The 14,969-nt window shown below is 32.6% G+C and carries 18 protein-coding genes; 10 read left to right on the forward strand and 8 right to left on the reverse strand.

Annotated elements, in window-relative coordinates:
* Positions 1 to 147: 147 nt before the first annotated feature.
* On the forward strand, positions 148 to 579 hold the full coding sequence (locus IGJ41_RS13700; protein WP_438714669.1) for a hypothetical protein: 432 nt from the start codon (positions 148 to 150) through the stop codon (positions 577 to 579).
* A complete protein-coding gene (locus tag IGJ41_RS13705) occupies positions 495 to 1,022 on the forward strand; it encodes a BspA family leucine-rich repeat surface protein (protein WP_438714671.1) in 528 nt (175 codons plus the stop codon). The genes IGJ41_RS13700 and IGJ41_RS13705 overlap by 85 nt, the downstream gene beginning before the upstream one ends.
* 508 nt (positions 1,023 to 1,530) lie before the next feature.
* On the opposite strand, the gene IGJ41_RS13710 is transcribed toward IGJ41_RS13705, so the two are convergent.
* The gene (locus IGJ41_RS13710) at positions 1,531 to 2,199 is read right to left on the reverse strand and encodes an IS3 family transposase (protein ID WP_438714673.1); all 669 of its coding nucleotides are present in this window, start codon (positions 2,197 to 2,199) and stop codon (positions 1,531 to 1,533) included.
* A complete protein-coding gene (locus tag IGJ41_RS13715) occupies positions 2,171 to 2,509 on the reverse strand; it encodes a transposase (protein ID WP_438714675.1) in 339 nt (112 codons plus the stop codon). The genes IGJ41_RS13710 and IGJ41_RS13715 overlap by 29 nt, the downstream gene beginning before the upstream one ends.
* A gap of 157 nt (positions 2,510 to 2,666) precedes the next feature.
* Here IGJ41_RS13715 and IGJ41_RS13720 point away from each other — a divergent pair, with 157 nt between their 5' ends.
* The 3 genes from IGJ41_RS13720 to IGJ41_RS13730 all read left to right on the forward strand — a co-directional run bounded on the left by IGJ41_RS13720 (position 2,667) and on the right by IGJ41_RS13730 (position 4,723).
* Positions 2,667 to 3,464 (forward strand): hypothetical protein, encoded by a 798-nt coding sequence (locus IGJ41_RS13720; protein WP_438714677.1) that lies wholly within the window; start codon positions 2,667 to 2,669, stop codon positions 3,462 to 3,464.
* 759 nt (positions 3,465 to 4,223) lie between these two features.
* Positions 4,224 to 4,454 carry a hypothetical protein gene (locus IGJ41_RS13725; protein ID WP_438714679.1) on the forward strand — a complete coding sequence of 77 codons (231 nt, stop codon included), beginning with the start codon at positions 4,224 to 4,226 and terminating at the stop codon, positions 4,452 to 4,454.
* 35 nt (positions 4,455 to 4,489) lie between these two features.
* On the forward strand, positions 4,490 to 4,723 hold the full coding sequence (locus IGJ41_RS13730; RefSeq protein WP_438714681.1) for an integrase core domain-containing protein: 234 nt from the start codon (positions 4,490 to 4,492) through the stop codon (positions 4,721 to 4,723).
* Positions 4,724 to 4,749: 26 nt separating this feature from the next.
* Here IGJ41_RS13730 and IGJ41_RS13735 read toward each other — a convergent pair whose 3' ends face one another.
* Positions 4,750 to 4,977 (reverse strand): transposase, encoded by a 228-nt coding sequence (locus IGJ41_RS13735; RefSeq protein ID WP_438714683.1) that lies wholly within the window; start codon positions 4,975 to 4,977, stop codon positions 4,750 to 4,752.
* Positions 4,978 to 5,387: 410 nt separating this feature from the next.
* On the opposite strand from IGJ41_RS13735, the gene IGJ41_RS13740 reads away from it, so the two are divergent.
* Together IGJ41_RS13740 and IGJ41_RS13745 are read left to right on the forward strand one after the other, a co-directional pair.
* Positions 5,388 to 6,041, forward strand: coding sequence for a hypothetical protein (locus IGJ41_RS13740; RefSeq protein WP_438714685.1), 654 nt, complete (start codon positions 5,388 to 5,390; stop codon positions 6,039 to 6,041).
* Positions 6,042 to 6,179: 138 nt separating this feature from the next.
* Complete coding sequence (locus IGJ41_RS13745) at positions 6,180 to 6,686, forward strand: hypothetical protein (protein WP_438714687.1); 507 nt, start codon at positions 6,180 to 6,182, stop codon at positions 6,684 to 6,686.
* A 392-nt stretch (positions 6,687 to 7,078) separates the two neighbouring features.
* Here IGJ41_RS13745 and IGJ41_RS13750 read toward each other — a convergent pair whose 3' ends face one another.
* Positions 7,079 to 7,309 (reverse strand): integrase core domain-containing protein, encoded by a 231-nt coding sequence (locus IGJ41_RS13750; RefSeq protein ID WP_438714794.1) that lies wholly within the window; start codon positions 7,307 to 7,309, stop codon positions 7,079 to 7,081.
* 236 nt (positions 7,310 to 7,545) lie between these two features.
* Between IGJ41_RS13750 and IGJ41_RS13755 the strand changes: the two genes are divergently transcribed.
* Entirely contained in the window at positions 7,546 to 8,514 is a 969-nt protein-coding gene (locus IGJ41_RS13755; protein ID WP_438714796.1) for an IS110 family transposase, read from the forward strand.
* 337 nt (positions 8,515 to 8,851) lie between these two features.
* On the opposite strand, the gene IGJ41_RS13760 is transcribed toward IGJ41_RS13755, so the two are convergent.
* Together IGJ41_RS13760 and IGJ41_RS13765 are read right to left on the reverse strand one after the other, a co-directional pair.
* The gene (locus tag IGJ41_RS13760) at positions 8,852 to 9,472 is read right to left on the reverse strand and encodes an IS3 family transposase (protein WP_438714689.1); all 621 of its coding nucleotides are present in this window, start codon (positions 9,470 to 9,472) and stop codon (positions 8,852 to 8,854) included.
* Positions 9,444 to 9,782, reverse strand: a complete 339-nt coding sequence (locus IGJ41_RS13765; RefSeq protein WP_438714675.1) for a transposase — start codon at positions 9,780 to 9,782, stop codon at positions 9,444 to 9,446. Before IGJ41_RS13765 ends, IGJ41_RS13760 begins: the two co-directional genes overlap by 29 nt.
* A 157-nt stretch (positions 9,783 to 9,939) precedes the next feature.
* Between IGJ41_RS13765 and IGJ41_RS13770 the strand changes: the two genes are divergently transcribed.
* Entirely contained in the window at positions 9,940 to 10,737 is a 798-nt protein-coding gene (locus IGJ41_RS13770) for a hypothetical protein (protein WP_438714677.1), read from the forward strand.
* 141 nt (positions 10,738 to 10,878) lie between these two features.
* Entirely contained in the window at positions 10,879 to 11,238 is a 360-nt protein-coding gene (locus IGJ41_RS13775; RefSeq protein ID WP_438714798.1) for a DUF5677 domain-containing protein, read from the forward strand.
* A 1,640-nt stretch (positions 11,239 to 12,878) separates the two neighbouring features.
* Here the strand turns inward: IGJ41_RS13775 and IGJ41_RS13780 are convergent.
* Both IGJ41_RS13780 and IGJ41_RS13785 read right to left on the reverse strand, forming a co-directional pair.
* Entirely contained in the window at positions 12,879 to 13,100 is a 222-nt protein-coding gene (locus tag IGJ41_RS13780) for a transposase (protein ID WP_438714800.1), read from the reverse strand.
* 297 nt (positions 13,101 to 13,397) lie between these two features.
* Positions 13,398 to 13,751, reverse strand: coding sequence for a hypothetical protein (locus tag IGJ41_RS13785; protein WP_438714691.1), 354 nt, complete (start codon positions 13,749 to 13,751; stop codon positions 13,398 to 13,400).
* Positions 13,752 to 14,969: the final 1,218 nt, after the last annotated feature.

Raw genomic sequence — 14,969 nt, forward strand, 5'->3', positions numbered from 1 at the left:
TCTGTAAATCATAGGTTTTTCCGTTCCTCAGGAACATGCTAAAAGAAAAATTTTTGTTATGTTTTATTGAGTGACAACTAAATTTGAAAGGAAGAAAGAAAACAATATGAAGCATAGATATATAAGCATATTTAGCACATTATTATTATGGCTCCTGTTGTAGGACAGGGAATTTCTGTTTCTGCGCAAGGCGCAACAGATGAAACAATAAGCGTAACAGCAGACACAACAGCAATAGAAAATAAGGTATTAAGCCCCTTAGGGGAGAGCTCGAAAGAGGCTCCTCAGGAACTGGCAAATGGAGTCAGTGAAGAAAGTCTACCGAAAGCAGACGCTACATTAGGCAGTGTGGATGAATCAGAGAACGTGACAAGCCCGATTACCTCTAGTTCAAAAATGATTACTGGTACATTATCTACTAAAGGAAAAACAAATACTCCAAAAATCCTAAGAAACGGTGAAATTGAGCTGGAACATATGGAACAGCACCGTGGATGCTTGATTTTGAGGGCGTCTTACACATTAGAGACGGTGAATTTGATGAGGATTCAGAACCTTGGAAAGAGCATGCAGACCTAATTGAAAAAATTGTATTTGAAGGCACAGTTATTGCGTATGAGAATTCTAATGGAGTATTTTCTGATTTACCACTATTAACCGAAATTGATGGGTTAGATAAGTTAGATGTAAGTAGAGTGACAAGTATGAGGGATATGTTTAGTGGAGATAGTAAATTAACTACATTAGATGTAAGCGGCTGGAATACAGAAAGCATAACAGAACTAGATTCTATGTTGTTCGCTAAGAACATAAGAAGTATTACCTTAGGACGACACACTAAATTTAACAGAGATGTAAATTTATATATCCCAGAAGAAAATGATTCTTATACAGGCAAATGGAAGTATGAGTCAGACTTAGATGGGCATGTTCCAGAAAATCCATTGTCACTAACTACAGAAAAGTTGATGAGTATGCACAATGGAACGAAACCTGGAACATATGTATGGGATATGAGATAAGCAACTTCAGTCGCATGAGCTGATGTAACAGTACGCTACAAAGAAAACAAAGGAGCAAAAATCTTTTAAGACGTAAGTAGGGTCTTGACAGCTGTATTAAGTAAAATTATGGGTAGTGAATAAAGGTTGCTTGATAATAAGTTGGTAAGTGAAAGCCTTAAAATAGGTTTGATTACGCTGATTGGTGGAACTATTTACGATTGAACGGTTAATTGGGTTACGAAACCCCAATAATGTTTTGTCAAAATATGGTTACTATTTTATAGTTTTTGTTTTATAAGTTCCGTATAGGACGTCTTGTTTCCTCCTTAGAATGGTTTCAGCGACTTTAATTCTCCGGGATTTCGAGGGGTCTTTTTTGTGAGTCAAGAAAGATTGGATAAATGTCAATAAAGTAGACAGAAAAAGAGAATGTTTTTAATGGGATTGCCAATAAATTCCTTTTTTTAGATTTGGAGAAATCCTATCAATGGCTGAATGAGGTCTTCTAGGAGTATAAAATTTTTTCTTAATGTTTCATCCATTTGAAGAAAGACTCAGTTAAAGCTTTGTTCCATGGATTAGCTGAACAATCACCAATTTTTCTTGAAGCGTTTGAAAGATATTGTGATCCTCTATCAGAGTGAAAGATAACTAAAGCTGTAGTTTTTCTTTTACTAACCGCTTTTTCTAAGGTATCGCAAACGAGACTCGTCGTCATTTTATTGCATACATTCCAAGCAATCACTTTCCTAGAAAAAAGATCCAAAATAACACAAAGATAAACGAATCCATTTTTTACTGGAATATAAGAGATATTACTTATCCATACTTTGTTGGGCTGGCTTGTTTCAAATGGTTGTTGTACTAAATTAGGACAAGCCAAAGAAACCGTAGGTTTATGATAGCGAAATTTTGGCTTCGCGGTCACCATTTTCGGTAATTTCACTGATTTCATTAGACGGTACACTCGGTTGATACTAATAGAAACACCATGTTCACGTTGTAAAAGAATTTGTATTTTAGCAGCACCTAATCGATAGTTTGTTTCTGTATAAATCTGGAGAATCAACCGTTTTATTTCTTGATTTTCACGAAAGCGAGCGGAAAGTTTTCTGTTGTTATATTTATAAAACGTACTACGATTGACTTTCATGACACGACATAACTTAGAAATAGTGTGTTCTGATTGAAGCAAGGAGATAGCTCTTAGTCATTGGTGGAGTGTGGCGTGAATATGGCAATCGCTTTTTTAAGATAAGGTTCTCCTCTTCTAAAGCAGCCTTTTGTTTTTGAAGTTCTCTTACTTGCTTAGCAATCAGAAGTTCACCTGGTTCCATTTCCACTTCAGAATAGAGTTTGATCCATCGTGAGATGGCTGTTTGTGAGACGCTATATTCTTTGCATAAACTGGATTGAGTTTTTCCACCATAATAAAGATTGACCAAGCTTTTTTTGAAATCTCCATCGTATTTTTTGTAATTGGACAGAAACGTTCTTCTTTTCATTTTTGTGTTTACTTATAGACAGTATACCATTTATAAATCTGTCTACTTTATTAGTATATATCCAAGGCACATACATTTTAGACGTAGTCTTTGTAATCGAAAATACCAACTCAAATTAGGCGAATACATTTTAGTAGAAAAATAGCGAGGTGTATACATGGCTTTGACAGTACAACAAGTGCAAAAAAAATCAGCATTGTTGCAAGAAAAACACGAATCAGATATTGACCTAATAGAACATAGAATAGGAAAAGATCCTTATTGTTTGTTATGTGAGCAGTACAAGAAATTAATGAAGCAAGAACAAGTCTTATTGAAACAAGAACGGGCATTAAAGAAGATTCAAAAAGAACAAGAAGAAGCCATAATCAATGAAGATGAGCTAACAGAGGTTAAGTTAGTGTCGGCTATTAGAAAAATAGAGAAGCAATTATTTGAGATAACTATTAAAGATGGAGCGAAGTATCTAGTTTATGCACGAGACATAGATCAGGTAGCAAGGCTTCTAGGTGTTGCTCCTTCTCAAATTAGTAAGCATGTAAAAGTTCCGATGAAATATTGGGAAAGTATGTATATTGAATTAGAAAATGGTACTTTAACGACAGTTAGTCAGTTAATAACCAGTAAACGAGCACGTATTTTGTCAACGTATGCCCCATCGATGAATCAAAATGTCCGTCATTATTGTTTTAACAATATCCCTTTCGAGTATATTATTTATGAGCCTAGTAAAATTGAATTTCTGGAACAATTTGTGTCTCCCTATCCTATTACACCAACAAAAAAGTTTAAAACAACTGGCTGCGTAATGATTCCGTTACCTACAGGAGCTATAGAGGTTTCTGTAGGCGAAATATTGGTAAAAATTACAGAAAAAGTGATTGTCCCTATCGAAAAAGAAGATTTTAAAGCGAACTTTAGTGAAAAAGAAAATCTTGTTTGGGTTATGCATTAATTCGTATTGTTTTTATGGGGAATGTAAAATAAAGGCTCTATACTTTCTTATGAGCCAGTATACTAAAAGTTGACACAGGAATAGAAAACTTACCAAACTTTAGATGAGGTGAATATTCCAATGAGATATGAAGAATCTTTTTAAACAACATTGTGTCAACCTAGTGGTTGAAGAAGTCCGAACAAAAGCAAGTGTTACCAGAGAATTTAACTTAAGTCAGGAAATAATCAAAAAATGGATTGATACCTATGAATTAGGGCGCTCAGATAAGCAGTCTGACTTAGATTAGCGACAGCGGGAACTTGAAAAAGAGCTTAAAGTACTTAAAAAGGAAAATGAATTCCTAAAAAGCGACCGCCTTCTTTGCCAAGAGCCAAAACCTATAAGATTTCCGTTTATCCACCTGAACCATTAAGAATTTGGAATTAAATGATTATGTCAACGTTTAAACTTATCCCGTCAGGGATATTATCGCTTTACCCAACGTAAACCTACGTCTAGACAGCAGAAATATACCGAACTTAGAACCCTTGTCATTGACACCTTCTTTAAGTTCAATCAAAAAATGAGTGGTAAAAAATATATGACTATCTAATTAATCAAAAGCACGAGCTATCCCTAGGTTTTGTTAAATCTGTCCTTAAATCCCATGGACTTGTTTCTAAAATTTTTAAAACCTATAAAAAGAAGAATAAACCCCATAAATCCTTTGAAAACAAGCTAGATAGAAAGTTTGAAATCTCGGATAACGTACAGGAAATGCCTCGTGTTGTGCGCTATATTACGGAATGGCCCCTGCATAACAGAAGAAAGATTTATTTATGTGCAGCATTAGAACTAGCAACATGTTCAATCGTTGGCTACAAAACTGCCTTGACTTGTGAAGCTGAAATGGTTACAGAATTCATTGATCAAGCACGGATAAATTTACCTGGAGAACATGTTTTATTTCATAGCGACCAAGTAAGTCAATTTACGAGTAAAAAGTAGTTCATAAGCTTGAGATATTAAAATGGACTCAGAGCATGTCCCGTAAGGTTAATTTCTGGGATAATGCCGTGATTAAATCTTTTTTCAGCATTTTAAAACGAGAAGAATTAAAGTGGCACGTCTTTCATTCATTGGTACAAGCTAAACGAATTGTTCGTGAATACATTGACAATTACTACATGTTTGTTCGTCCACATGAATCATTAGTAGGTGTCTCACTCATTCAACATATTTTGAACTTGACTTTGTCAACGGAGACACAAAAATAGATACAGAAAAAATAGACTTTTATGTGTCAACTTTTCTTGACTAACTCAGTATTGCTTGTGCGTTTTAACGTTTTGATATGATTATTTAGACACTCCAATTTTCCATTGTAATAAGAATTATTCAAGGCATGATGAATTTGTTTTTGGTATTTTTTTAAAAGTTCGTATAGTTGTTTTATAAGTAGCTGGAAAGTGAAAAATATTTTGTGTAAGCAAGGCATCAAAAAACATTTGGTTTCGTTTATGAATGGCATGAAAAAAGTCTTTGTACAACGTGGAGACTTGTGTTAACTCAACTCTATAGGAAAGTGGTCTGTCCAAAATCTCTGCTTCGGTTAAATAATTTTTACAGAAAGGACTCCAACGGCAGTTGAAACTATCCAACTTTTCTTGATTTTTTGTAATAACTTCCAGTATTTTTGAGCTGTTTCCCCTGTCGTTTTTCAGCTGAACTTAAATTTTTTAATAGGATAGGCGGTTTGTCCAAGTAATTCGATGGTATAGATGTATATCCATGATAATCATATTTTTGGATAGGAAGCATTTAATGCATGCTGGATTTACATTGATCAAATTATCCTAAAATACAATTTTTTAATTAAGGTTCCTGAGGAACTTATTTTGAAGAGCGGCTTACGATATAATAATGTACGAGGTGATTAAAATGAATATTAAAATAATTGGAGTTGTAGCTTTATGTGTTATGAGTTTAGGATTAAATTCTAGCTCGGTATTTGCGGATGAAAACAAGGAAAAACAAGTTGGGAAATCTAAAATCACTTATGAAGCTGAAATAGGACCAGAGCCGTGGGCTTTAAGTGTACCTGCAACGGTTAAATTAGAGCCTAAAAATGAAGGATATCAAGCTACAGGAACACTTGGGATTACTAAAGTGGATGGTTCAGGAGACTATATTGATCCGTACTTTAATCATCAGTTTTCAATTGAATACACGCCAGATTTAATTGGAAAAGGGATGCCAATATTACATGATAATTCTATAACTAAAGCTATAGATGGTAATTCGGGAGTAAGCTTAGATGATTTATTTCCAAAATTCCAAGATAAGTATGTCGAAGCGTCATATCTAAATATGTTTTTATCAGAACAAGGTAAAACTTTGGCTGACGGTAAAAATACTTTCGATGCTCAGCAGCCAGTAATAATTAAAACAGAAAAGTCAGGGGCTGTATCTCCTAAATTTGAAATCATGTTTCAATCAGATTTAGGCAATATTATTAGTCAAGAACCAGTAACAAAAGCTGCATCCCTAGAAACTGTTATTTCTTGGTCCGCATCTAATATTGTAGTGGAATAAAATTAGTGCTGGTATCTATGATAAATAATTTTGAAATAGAACCAGTTGTTATTAAAAGCTAATCGGAAATATATTTTTATAATTCCGATTAGTTTTTTACATACCTTTTAGGGTATAAGAATGATAAGGGAGAGAGAGATGTTGAAAGACAAAGATACAAAGAAAAAATTTTTAATAATCTTTATCCTAATAATTGTACTATTTTTTTTGTGGAAAAAATTTTTTACTGATGAAAATATCGAACAAGGATCAGTTAATTATAATACTGAGTACGAAAATAATATATCAAGTAATATAATTTTCCCTGCCTATGAAAAAAATATACAAATGGATGCGTCGCAACAAAGAATACCAATAGAATTAGTTAATCCTAAAAGTAATAGTAAAGTATTTTTTAAATATAAAATATCAATTACTGTTGAAGATAATGAAAAGTTAATTTATGAATCAAAATTAATTAAGTCTGGTCAAGCGGTTGTTAAACCTGAATTTGATAAGAGTTCTCTGAAAGGACTTCATAAAGGAGTGTACGAGTGTAAAATTAATATAGATGCATACACTTATAGTGTCAATGAATACTCTAACAAAAAAATTTTAAACAAATTGAACAATGCGTATTGGAATGTAAAGTTTAATTTGTTATAGGAAGAAAATTGATTTGTGAATTAATAAATATAGGTTCTTTTGGCTCTTTGTCAAATAATATTGGTAAAGAGAAATTGTAGAATTATGTCGCGTCCAGAGGAGGAAATCCTCTGGTTTTTTTATTTGGTTTGTATTGCTAGTCCTTTAACAGACTTAGATACTGACATGGCTATTGATACGTTAAAAGGATATCTGAAGAGCTAATAGCTATGTAAATAACTATGTAAGTATTACTCAAGATACAGGTTCTTATTTTTATAGTCCACACTTAAGAGGTTGAACTATAAAAAAAGAGTTTGAATAAAATTTATGATAAAGATACGAATCGTCCCGAATTTCAAAAAATTTTAGTGGATAAATGTCAATAAAGTAGACAGAAAAAGAGAATATTTTTAGTGGGATTGCCAATAAATTTCTTCTTTTAGATTTGGAGAAAGCATATCAATGGCTGAATGAGGTCTTCTAGGATTATAAAATCCTTCAATATATTTAAAACAAGCAAGCTTGACCTCTTCCAAGGAAGAGAAACTGTGGCGTTTCAATTCTTCATGTTTCATCCATTTGAAGAAAGACTCAGTGACAGCATTGTCCCATGGATAAGCTAATTTTGAGTGGGAGATAATATGAAGTGACCCCTCTAGATTGTCAAGTCAGGGATTTAAACTCATAATAACTTAAAGAGAAAAATTATTAATGGGTTATTACCCTATGACAATAGGAGGCCACTATGGAAAATATAGTCTATATCGGAATGGATGTCCACAAAGAAACAGTTAACTTATGTGCATTAGACGGAGTAACAGGTGAAATTTTAGGAGAAGCATGATGTGCTTCTGATGTAAAACTGGTAAAAAAATTTATCAAAAAAATAGCTGAGAGACACGAAGAAAAAATTCAATTTAAAGCTGGCTATGAGGCAGGATGTCTAGTGTATTCACTGCATAATCTGGGGATTGCCTGTGAAATATTAGCACCAACAACAATGTATCGTTCTTCAAAAAACAAAGTTGTAAAAAATGATCGTTTGGATGCCAAAATGATTGCACTAAACTTAGCAAACAATACGTATAGAGAAGTTTACGTCCCAGATGAAGAGGATGTTTCCGTAAAAGAATACATTCGGATGATGGATGACTTCAAGAAATCATTAAAGAAAATTAAGCAACAGATAAAAGCATTTTTATTACGACACGGACTGAAGTACGAAGGGAAATCAAGTTGGACGATTGCCCATATGAAATGGCTAACAAATTTGAAATTAATAGGATTATTAAAAGAAACGCTTGAAGAGTATTTATTACAATATGATGTGTTAACAGATAAAATTGAGCGTTTTAGCCAAAGAATAGAAGACTTGTTACACCAGGAAAGATACGAAGAACCAGTGGCACAATTAAGATGTTTAAAAGGAATTGATACAGCGGCGGCAATGACGGTTCACGTTGAAATATCAGATTTCACAAGGTTTCCAACAGTAAAAGCATTTACCGCATATTTAGGATTAACGCCAAGTGAGCAGTCCAGTGGCGAAAAAGTGAATCGAAGTGGTATTACGAAACAAGGGAATTCGACCGTAAGGTCTACGCTAGTCGAATGTGCCAACGCATTAGTAAAAGGTACCATCGGAATGAAATCAAAACGAGTAAAAGCAAGACAAAAAGGACAAGAAAGCAAGGTGATTGCCTACGCAGACCAAGCCATTGAACGATTACAAAGAAAGTACCATCGAATGATTTATCAAGGAAAACCCAGAAATGTAGCAATTACAGCAGTAGCAAGAGAATTAGCTTGTTTTATCTGGGGGATAGAAACACAAAAAATAATTTAAAAATAAAAATGAAAGGGTTGGAGTGAACCGCGCAACAGTTGAACAAAAAAATAAATTGATGGCGTAGAAAAGCTTCAGAGATAGACGCAGGTCTGGCTATCTACGTTTTCCCTCTTCTGGCACAGATCCGTTTTGATGGATTAGCTATCCAAAAAGACGACAAGGTCTGTGATCCACGCTTGGAGATTATAAGAGCCTAACGACGGACCATTAACCTGAGGTAACCAATCCACGAATAAAAGAGTGGTTGACTGTCGATAGATCTTATTTCTGGAGTTTTTGTACGCCATCAAAAGACTTATTTTTATGAGAAAATTGACTATTGACAAAGGTCACTTCATAACAGGGAACAATCACCAATTTTTCTTGAAGCGTTTGAAAGATATTGTGATCCTCTATCAGAGTGAAAGATAACTAAAGCTGTAGTTTTTCTTTTACTAACCGCTTTTTCTAAGGTATCGCAAACGAGACTCGTCGTCATTTTATTGCATACATTCCAAGCAATCACTTTCCTAGAAAAAAGATCCAAAATAACACAAAGATAAACGAATCCATTTTTTACTGGAATATAAGAGATATTACTTATCCATACTTTGTTGGGCTGGCTTGTTTCAAATGGTTGTTGTACTAAATTAGGACAAGCCAAAGAAACCGTAGGTTTATGATAGCGAAATTTTGGCTTCGCGGTCACCATTTTCGGTAATTTCACTGATTTCATTAGACGGTACACTCGGTTGATACTAATAGAAACACCATGTTCACGTTGTAAAAGAATTTGTATTTTAGCAGCACCTAATCGATAGTTTGTTTCTGTATAAATCTGGAGAATCAACCGTTTTATTTCTTGATTTTCACGAAAGCGAGCGGAAAGTTTTCTGTTGTTATATTTATAAAACGTACTACGATTGACTTTCATGACACGACATAACTTAGAAATAGTGTGTTCTGATTGAAGCAAGGAGATAGCTCTTAGTCATTGGTGGAGTGTGGCGTGAATATGGCAATCGCTTTTTTAAGATAAGGTTCTCCTCTTCTAAAGCAGCCTTTTGTTTTTGAAGTTCTCTTACTTGCTTAGCAATCAGAAGTTCACCTGGTTCCATTTCCACTTCAGAATAGAGTTTGATCCATCGTGAGATGGCTGTTTGTGAGACGCTATATTCTTTGCATAAACTGGATTGAGTTTTTCCACCATAATAAAGATTGACCAAGCTTTTTTTGAAATCTCCATCGTATTTTTTGTAATTGGACAGAAACGTTCTTCTTTTCATTTTTGTGTTTACTTATAGACAGTATACCATTTATAAATCTGTCTACTTTATTAGTATATATCCAAGGCACATACATTTTAGACGTAGTCTTTGTAATCGAAAATACCAACTCAAATTAGGCGAATACATTTTAGTAGAAAAATAGCGAGGTGTATACATGGCTTTGACAGTACAACAAGTGCAAAAAAAATCAGCATTGTTGCAAGAAAAACACGAATCAGATATTGACCTAATAGAACATAGAATAGGAAAAGATCCTTATTGTTTGTTATGTGAGCAGTACAAGAAATTAATGAAGCAAGAACAAGTCTTATTGAAACAAGAACGGGCATTAAAGAAGATTCAAAAAGAACAAGAAGAAGCCATAATCAATGAAGATGAGCTAACAGAGGTTAAGTTAGTGTCGGCTATTAGAAAAATAGAGAAGCAATTATTTGAGATAACTATTAAAGATGGAGCGAAGTATCTAGTTTATGCACGAGACATAGATCAGGTAGCAAGGCTTCTAGGTGTTGCTCCTTCTCAAATTAGTAAGCATGTAAAAGTTCCGATGAAATATTGGGAAAGTATGTATATTGAATTAGAAAATGGTACTTTAACGACAGTTAGTCAGTTAATAACCAGTAAACGAGCACGTATTTTGTCAACGTATGCCCCATCGATGAATCAAAATGTCCGTCATTATTGTTTTAACAATATCCCTTTCGAGTATATTATTTATGAGCCTAGTAAAATTGAATTTCTGGAACAATTTGTGTCTCCCTATCCTATTACACCAACAAAAAAGTTTAAAACAACTGGCTGCGTAATGATTCCGTTACCTACAGGAGCTATAGAGGTTTCTGTAGGCGAAATATTGGTAAAAATTACAGAAAAAGTGATTGTCCCTATCGAAAAAGAAGATTTTAAAGCGAACTTTAGTGAAAAAGAAAATCTTGTTTGGGTTATGCATTAATTCGTATTGTTTTTATGGGGAATGTAAAATAAAGGCTCTATACTTTCTTATGAGCCAGTATACTAAAAGTTGACACAGGAATAGAAAACTTACCAAACTTTAGATAACGAATGTGGTTGATAGAGCAGAGACAATTTGTAGATTTGTTCGTTAAATAGATATGATTCAATAGGTGTTTTGTCTAGATTAATTTTTGAAGTATATTTATATTTGCTATATATACTTCAAAAAGATACAGATAGACGAATAAAGGTATTTCTTTATCATAGTAGACTGAATAATATTACATGTATGATAGATTTTGAGAAAAATAATGGTGAGGAACATTCTAAATATAGCTTAGAAGAAATTTATGCAGAAGTACCTGGAGAAGAATCATTAAATGATATGAAAGAATATTATGAAGAACTATTTATAAATCTGTTTAAGTATAAACCCAAACAATGGCGAAGTAGAAATTGGTATGATTTAGACGAAAGAAAACTACTCTTCCAAAACTGATGAAGCGATTAGAGCTTCATCAGAGTCTTTATTCAAAGGTTTATAAACTTTATTCGATGGATGTTCATGGATAGGGGTTGCTTAATTATACCGTTGCGTTAGCAGGGGAAATAGTGGATTAAATAAATAACCGACTACAGTATAGATTGATTATATTAAATGAAAAGTTAAAAAATGGATGCAACTTGGGAGGTATAACAAACTATATTGTAGTCGGTTTTTTTGAGGTAGTGTCTAATCTGGAAATAATTAGCACCTAAAAAAATTATATTACAATTTTCAGTCATTGTTTGTTCCTTAGGAACTATGACTAGCTGTGTAAAATAGCCAACTATTTACGCTAATTAGATTTGTTAAATCCAGATATGTAAATAATTGATTCGTATACTTTACGATTTGTTAGCATACTGATAGTTTCTATTCTCCAAATTGTTTTAATAAAAAATGTATATATAAGAGAAAATTAACTAGACATTGTAAGTAGATAGTCAGGATTCTATAGGTTGTTAAGTATAATAAAACTATTGCTTTGTGTGACTTAGGAACATACACGGAGTAGATGCGTGTTGTATGATGCATATAGTTTTTTATCTTATTAACCTCTCTGCAAATGAGTAAAAAGGCTCCTTTTTTATCCAAAATAATTAGGCTGGCTGCTGGCGAATGTGCATTAGGAAATAGTAAGATTAGAATAGAGGTGTAATTTAGTGAAAATGAAAACAGCATATTAAATTTGGGTATAATAACAGCATTACTATTAGTAGATGATAATGTAGATTCTTTTGAATTTTTAGCGTTTGTTTTATTAAGCTTTTTAATCTATATTTTAGTTGGGAACGTTCTTTTGCAACGGTTTATTCGTCAGTTTAAGTTGAATCGAAATTGGAATTAACTGATAATAAAGCAATGGATGAGATAAGTTCATTAGCTGGCGGTGGGATTATTCGCATACTTTCCCCTCATGGATATTGAAAATAACTGCAATTTTTTCATTTAGTGAATATCATAAGAAAAAAGTAAAATATATATAATCAAATTGAACAACGGAAATGTTTTAATGATATATATTTTTTATTTAACCAGATAAAAGAGTTAAAAAGATTAGTGAGTAAAAAAATTTTTTAAATAAATAATATATAGAATGGGTGCTAGTGATAGATAGTGAATAGTTGACGTTCAAAAAATAAAAATTACTTACATTAATTATCACACACAATTAATTTTAAAACTACCTACTGTTTAGAAAAGAGGTTCGCATGGTATTGTTTTTAATTTTTAAAATAATTGGTTATTTTTTCTTAAGTATTTTATTGGTCATTTTGTTATATCAATTTTATAGAAACGGATAGAAATGTAAATAGTGCACAAATTAAATGTTTTTTACTGTTGAATTAAGTTGTAGGGAGGTTATTTTCTTAGCTAAAATGACAAAATTTTGTATTTATTAAATAATAAAGAGATATCATGTTATTCTATAAAAATGACATCGAGAGGCGGGATATCTTTAGATAAGAAGAAAATTCAGTTCTTATGGTGGTATAAGAACTGAATTTCTCTGAACGGTTTCTCTGAGCGTTTAAAAAATTTATACATAGCTTGAGTTTCAAGCTTTTTTCGTAGACAAATACATAGGATCTTTGTCAAATAATGTTTGTAAAGAGAAATTGTAGAATCGCGTTACATCCAGAGAATAAAATCCTCTGGATTTTTCTATTTGGTTTGTATTGCTTGTCGTTTTTGGACGAAAATTTGAAATTATAAAAGTTACGAAAACCACGGATATTCTGCTTGAATACTTTGATATGATTATTTAGATGCTCTAATTGTCCATTCGAATAAGAATAATTCAATGTATGATGAATCTGTTTTTGGTATTTTTAAAGCTTCGTAAGGTGGCTTGATAAGTAGCTTGCAAGTGAGAAATACTTTACGTAAGTAAGGCATAAAAATACGTTTGGTTTCGTTTATGAATGGCATGCAAAAAAGTCTGGGTACAAGGTATAGCCTTGTGTTAACTCAACACTATAGGAAAGTAGTCTGTTCACAAGCTTTGTTTATGTTAAATAAGTTTTAAACGAAGGGCGCCAACAGCGGATTTAAACTATCCCAATTTTTTTGTAATAACTTCCAGTATTTTTGAATTGTTTGCCTTGTCGTTTTTAAGCTAAACTTGAGCTTTTTAATAGGTGGTTTGTCCAAGTGATTCGATGATTTCGAAAGGTCCGACCGATGTGCTGAACAATATGGAAATGATGAAAATAACGTTCTAAATAAGGCAATTGTCGGTTTTTAACAATATCAAGTGATTTTCTTGTTTGGCCATTTAAAATGATAAAACTCATGGCACCAGAAAGCTGACGAATAGATTTAACTTCATCAAAGTAAAGAACCATTGGTAAGGTTCTTTTAAACAGATTCAGAGTTTGGTGAAATCGTCTCAGTATGCAGTGAGCAAAAGAAACAGAAACATTTTTTTGGCGAGCGACTCCTGTCATGAAAATATTTTCTTTCAAAAGAATTCTACCGTATTTTTGTACCCAAGGATAAATATTTGTGTGACAAATATGGATATATCGGACATAAAGGCTTTCTTCGATTTTACGATATGACACAACTTCATGAAGAGAGCGTATCCTTAGATATGAAAAAATACTGACAATGAGTGAGTAAATATACAGAAAGCAATTATTATAGAAGGCGACGCATAGTAATATTTTTGTGTTTTACTCACTCATTGTATAGGTAGTAGTTAATTATAAAAAATTAACTACTACCTATACTTATAACATGTTTTTTGACTTTTGTTTGTTCTGCAGGAACCACGAATGATCATCTTATAAATACATACTAGATAATGCTAATATCTACCAATATGCATATAGGTAAGAGTGGTAATGATTATTCCCAGTGGCGTTTCTTTTGAGAGTCTTCGATCTAATAAATTTGCTGTTTTAGTTTCGTTACAAGATGAATTAGGCACCTTAAAATTAGCGAAGGTGTAGGTTAAACGCAATTCCCATTACTTCATCATAATCATCAAAAGCCCAATTTTTCGATGACTGACTTTGAATCGACAAATTCGCCTGTTTTGGTTCGTTATGAACATCGCTGATAGCGATTATGTTAGTTTGTTGGCATAAAGTACTTGTTTTTTCTTCCGAATATCAGCGCCTATTACTTTAAAATATCATTCTCCATTTCCAACTGTTTATTTTTCTTTCGCAAAGCGATCAACTGCTGTCGCTCTAGGATATGACTGTCTTTTTCCTTAAAATAACTAGTATATTGAACCTGCCTGCCTATTTATCAAAGGTAGAAGTGGTTAGCTCGTACTCTCGAATGATTTCAAATATAGGTTTTCCTGTAAGATATAAATCGAAAATTTGTTATTTTACCTCTTTTGAATAGATTCAATGTTGAAAACTTGATACAAAGAATCCTCCAGTGTATTTTTTTAGTTTAGATAACTTGTTTTTTTGTATAGTATTTAGCCAATCTATATTTTTTTATTGTTACTTAGGAACGTGACAAGTGTTATTCTGTATATTAAATTAAGTTTAGTATTTAGACATAGTAAGAGTTAAGCAGGTAGGTTGATTATAGATTTTGTTGAATGAAGATTGAAGATATATGAAAAAAATTGTAATAAAGTAAGTCATATACTATGAACTTTTTAAAATTTCGTTAACAGATAATAATGTGTTAACGAAGAGCGATGTACTTAGTAAAAA

It is taken from the genome of Enterococcus sp. DIV1537a (assembly GCF_051712085.1).
GTDB classification, from domain to species: Bacteria; Bacillota; Bacilli; order Lactobacillales; family Enterococcaceae; genus Enterococcus; species Enterococcus faecalis.

What these genes read in the sequence shown, in the direction of transcription:
- IGJ41_RS13700 (WP_438714669.1), top strand. Translation starts at nt 148, where the DNA reads ATGGCTCCTGTTGTAGGACAGGGAATTTCTGTTTCTGCGCAAGGCGCA.
- IGJ41_RS13705 (WP_438714671.1), top strand. Translation starts at nt 495, where the DNA reads ATGCTTGATTTTGAGGGCGTCTTACACATTAGAGACGGTGAATTTGAT.
- IGJ41_RS13715 (WP_438714675.1), bottom strand. Translation starts at nt 2,509, where the DNA reads ATGAAAAGAAGAACGTTTCTGTCCAATTACAAAAAATACGATGGAGAT.
- IGJ41_RS13720 (WP_438714677.1), top strand. Translation starts at nt 2,667, where the DNA reads ATGGCTTTGACAGTACAACAAGTGCAAAAAAAATCAGCATTGTTGCAA.
- IGJ41_RS13725 (WP_438714679.1), top strand. Translation starts at nt 4,224, where the DNA reads ATGCCTCGTGTTGTGCGCTATATTACGGAATGGCCCCTGCATAACAGA.
- IGJ41_RS13730 (WP_438714681.1), top strand. Translation starts at nt 4,490, where the DNA reads ATGTCCCGTAAGGTTAATTTCTGGGATAATGCCGTGATTAAATCTTTT.
- IGJ41_RS13735 (WP_438714683.1), bottom strand. Translation starts at nt 4,977, where the DNA reads ATGCCATTCATAAACGAAACCAAATGTTTTTTGATGCCTTGCTTACAC.
- IGJ41_RS13740 (WP_438714685.1), top strand. Translation starts at nt 5,388, where the DNA reads ATGAATATTAAAATAATTGGAGTTGTAGCTTTATGTGTTATGAGTTTA.
- IGJ41_RS13745 (WP_438714687.1), top strand. Translation starts at nt 6,180, where the DNA reads ATGTTGAAAGACAAAGATACAAAGAAAAAATTTTTAATAATCTTTATC.
- IGJ41_RS13765 (WP_438714675.1), bottom strand. Translation starts at nt 9,782, where the DNA reads ATGAAAAGAAGAACGTTTCTGTCCAATTACAAAAAATACGATGGAGAT.
- IGJ41_RS13770 (WP_438714677.1), top strand. Translation starts at nt 9,940, where the DNA reads ATGGCTTTGACAGTACAACAAGTGCAAAAAAAATCAGCATTGTTGCAA.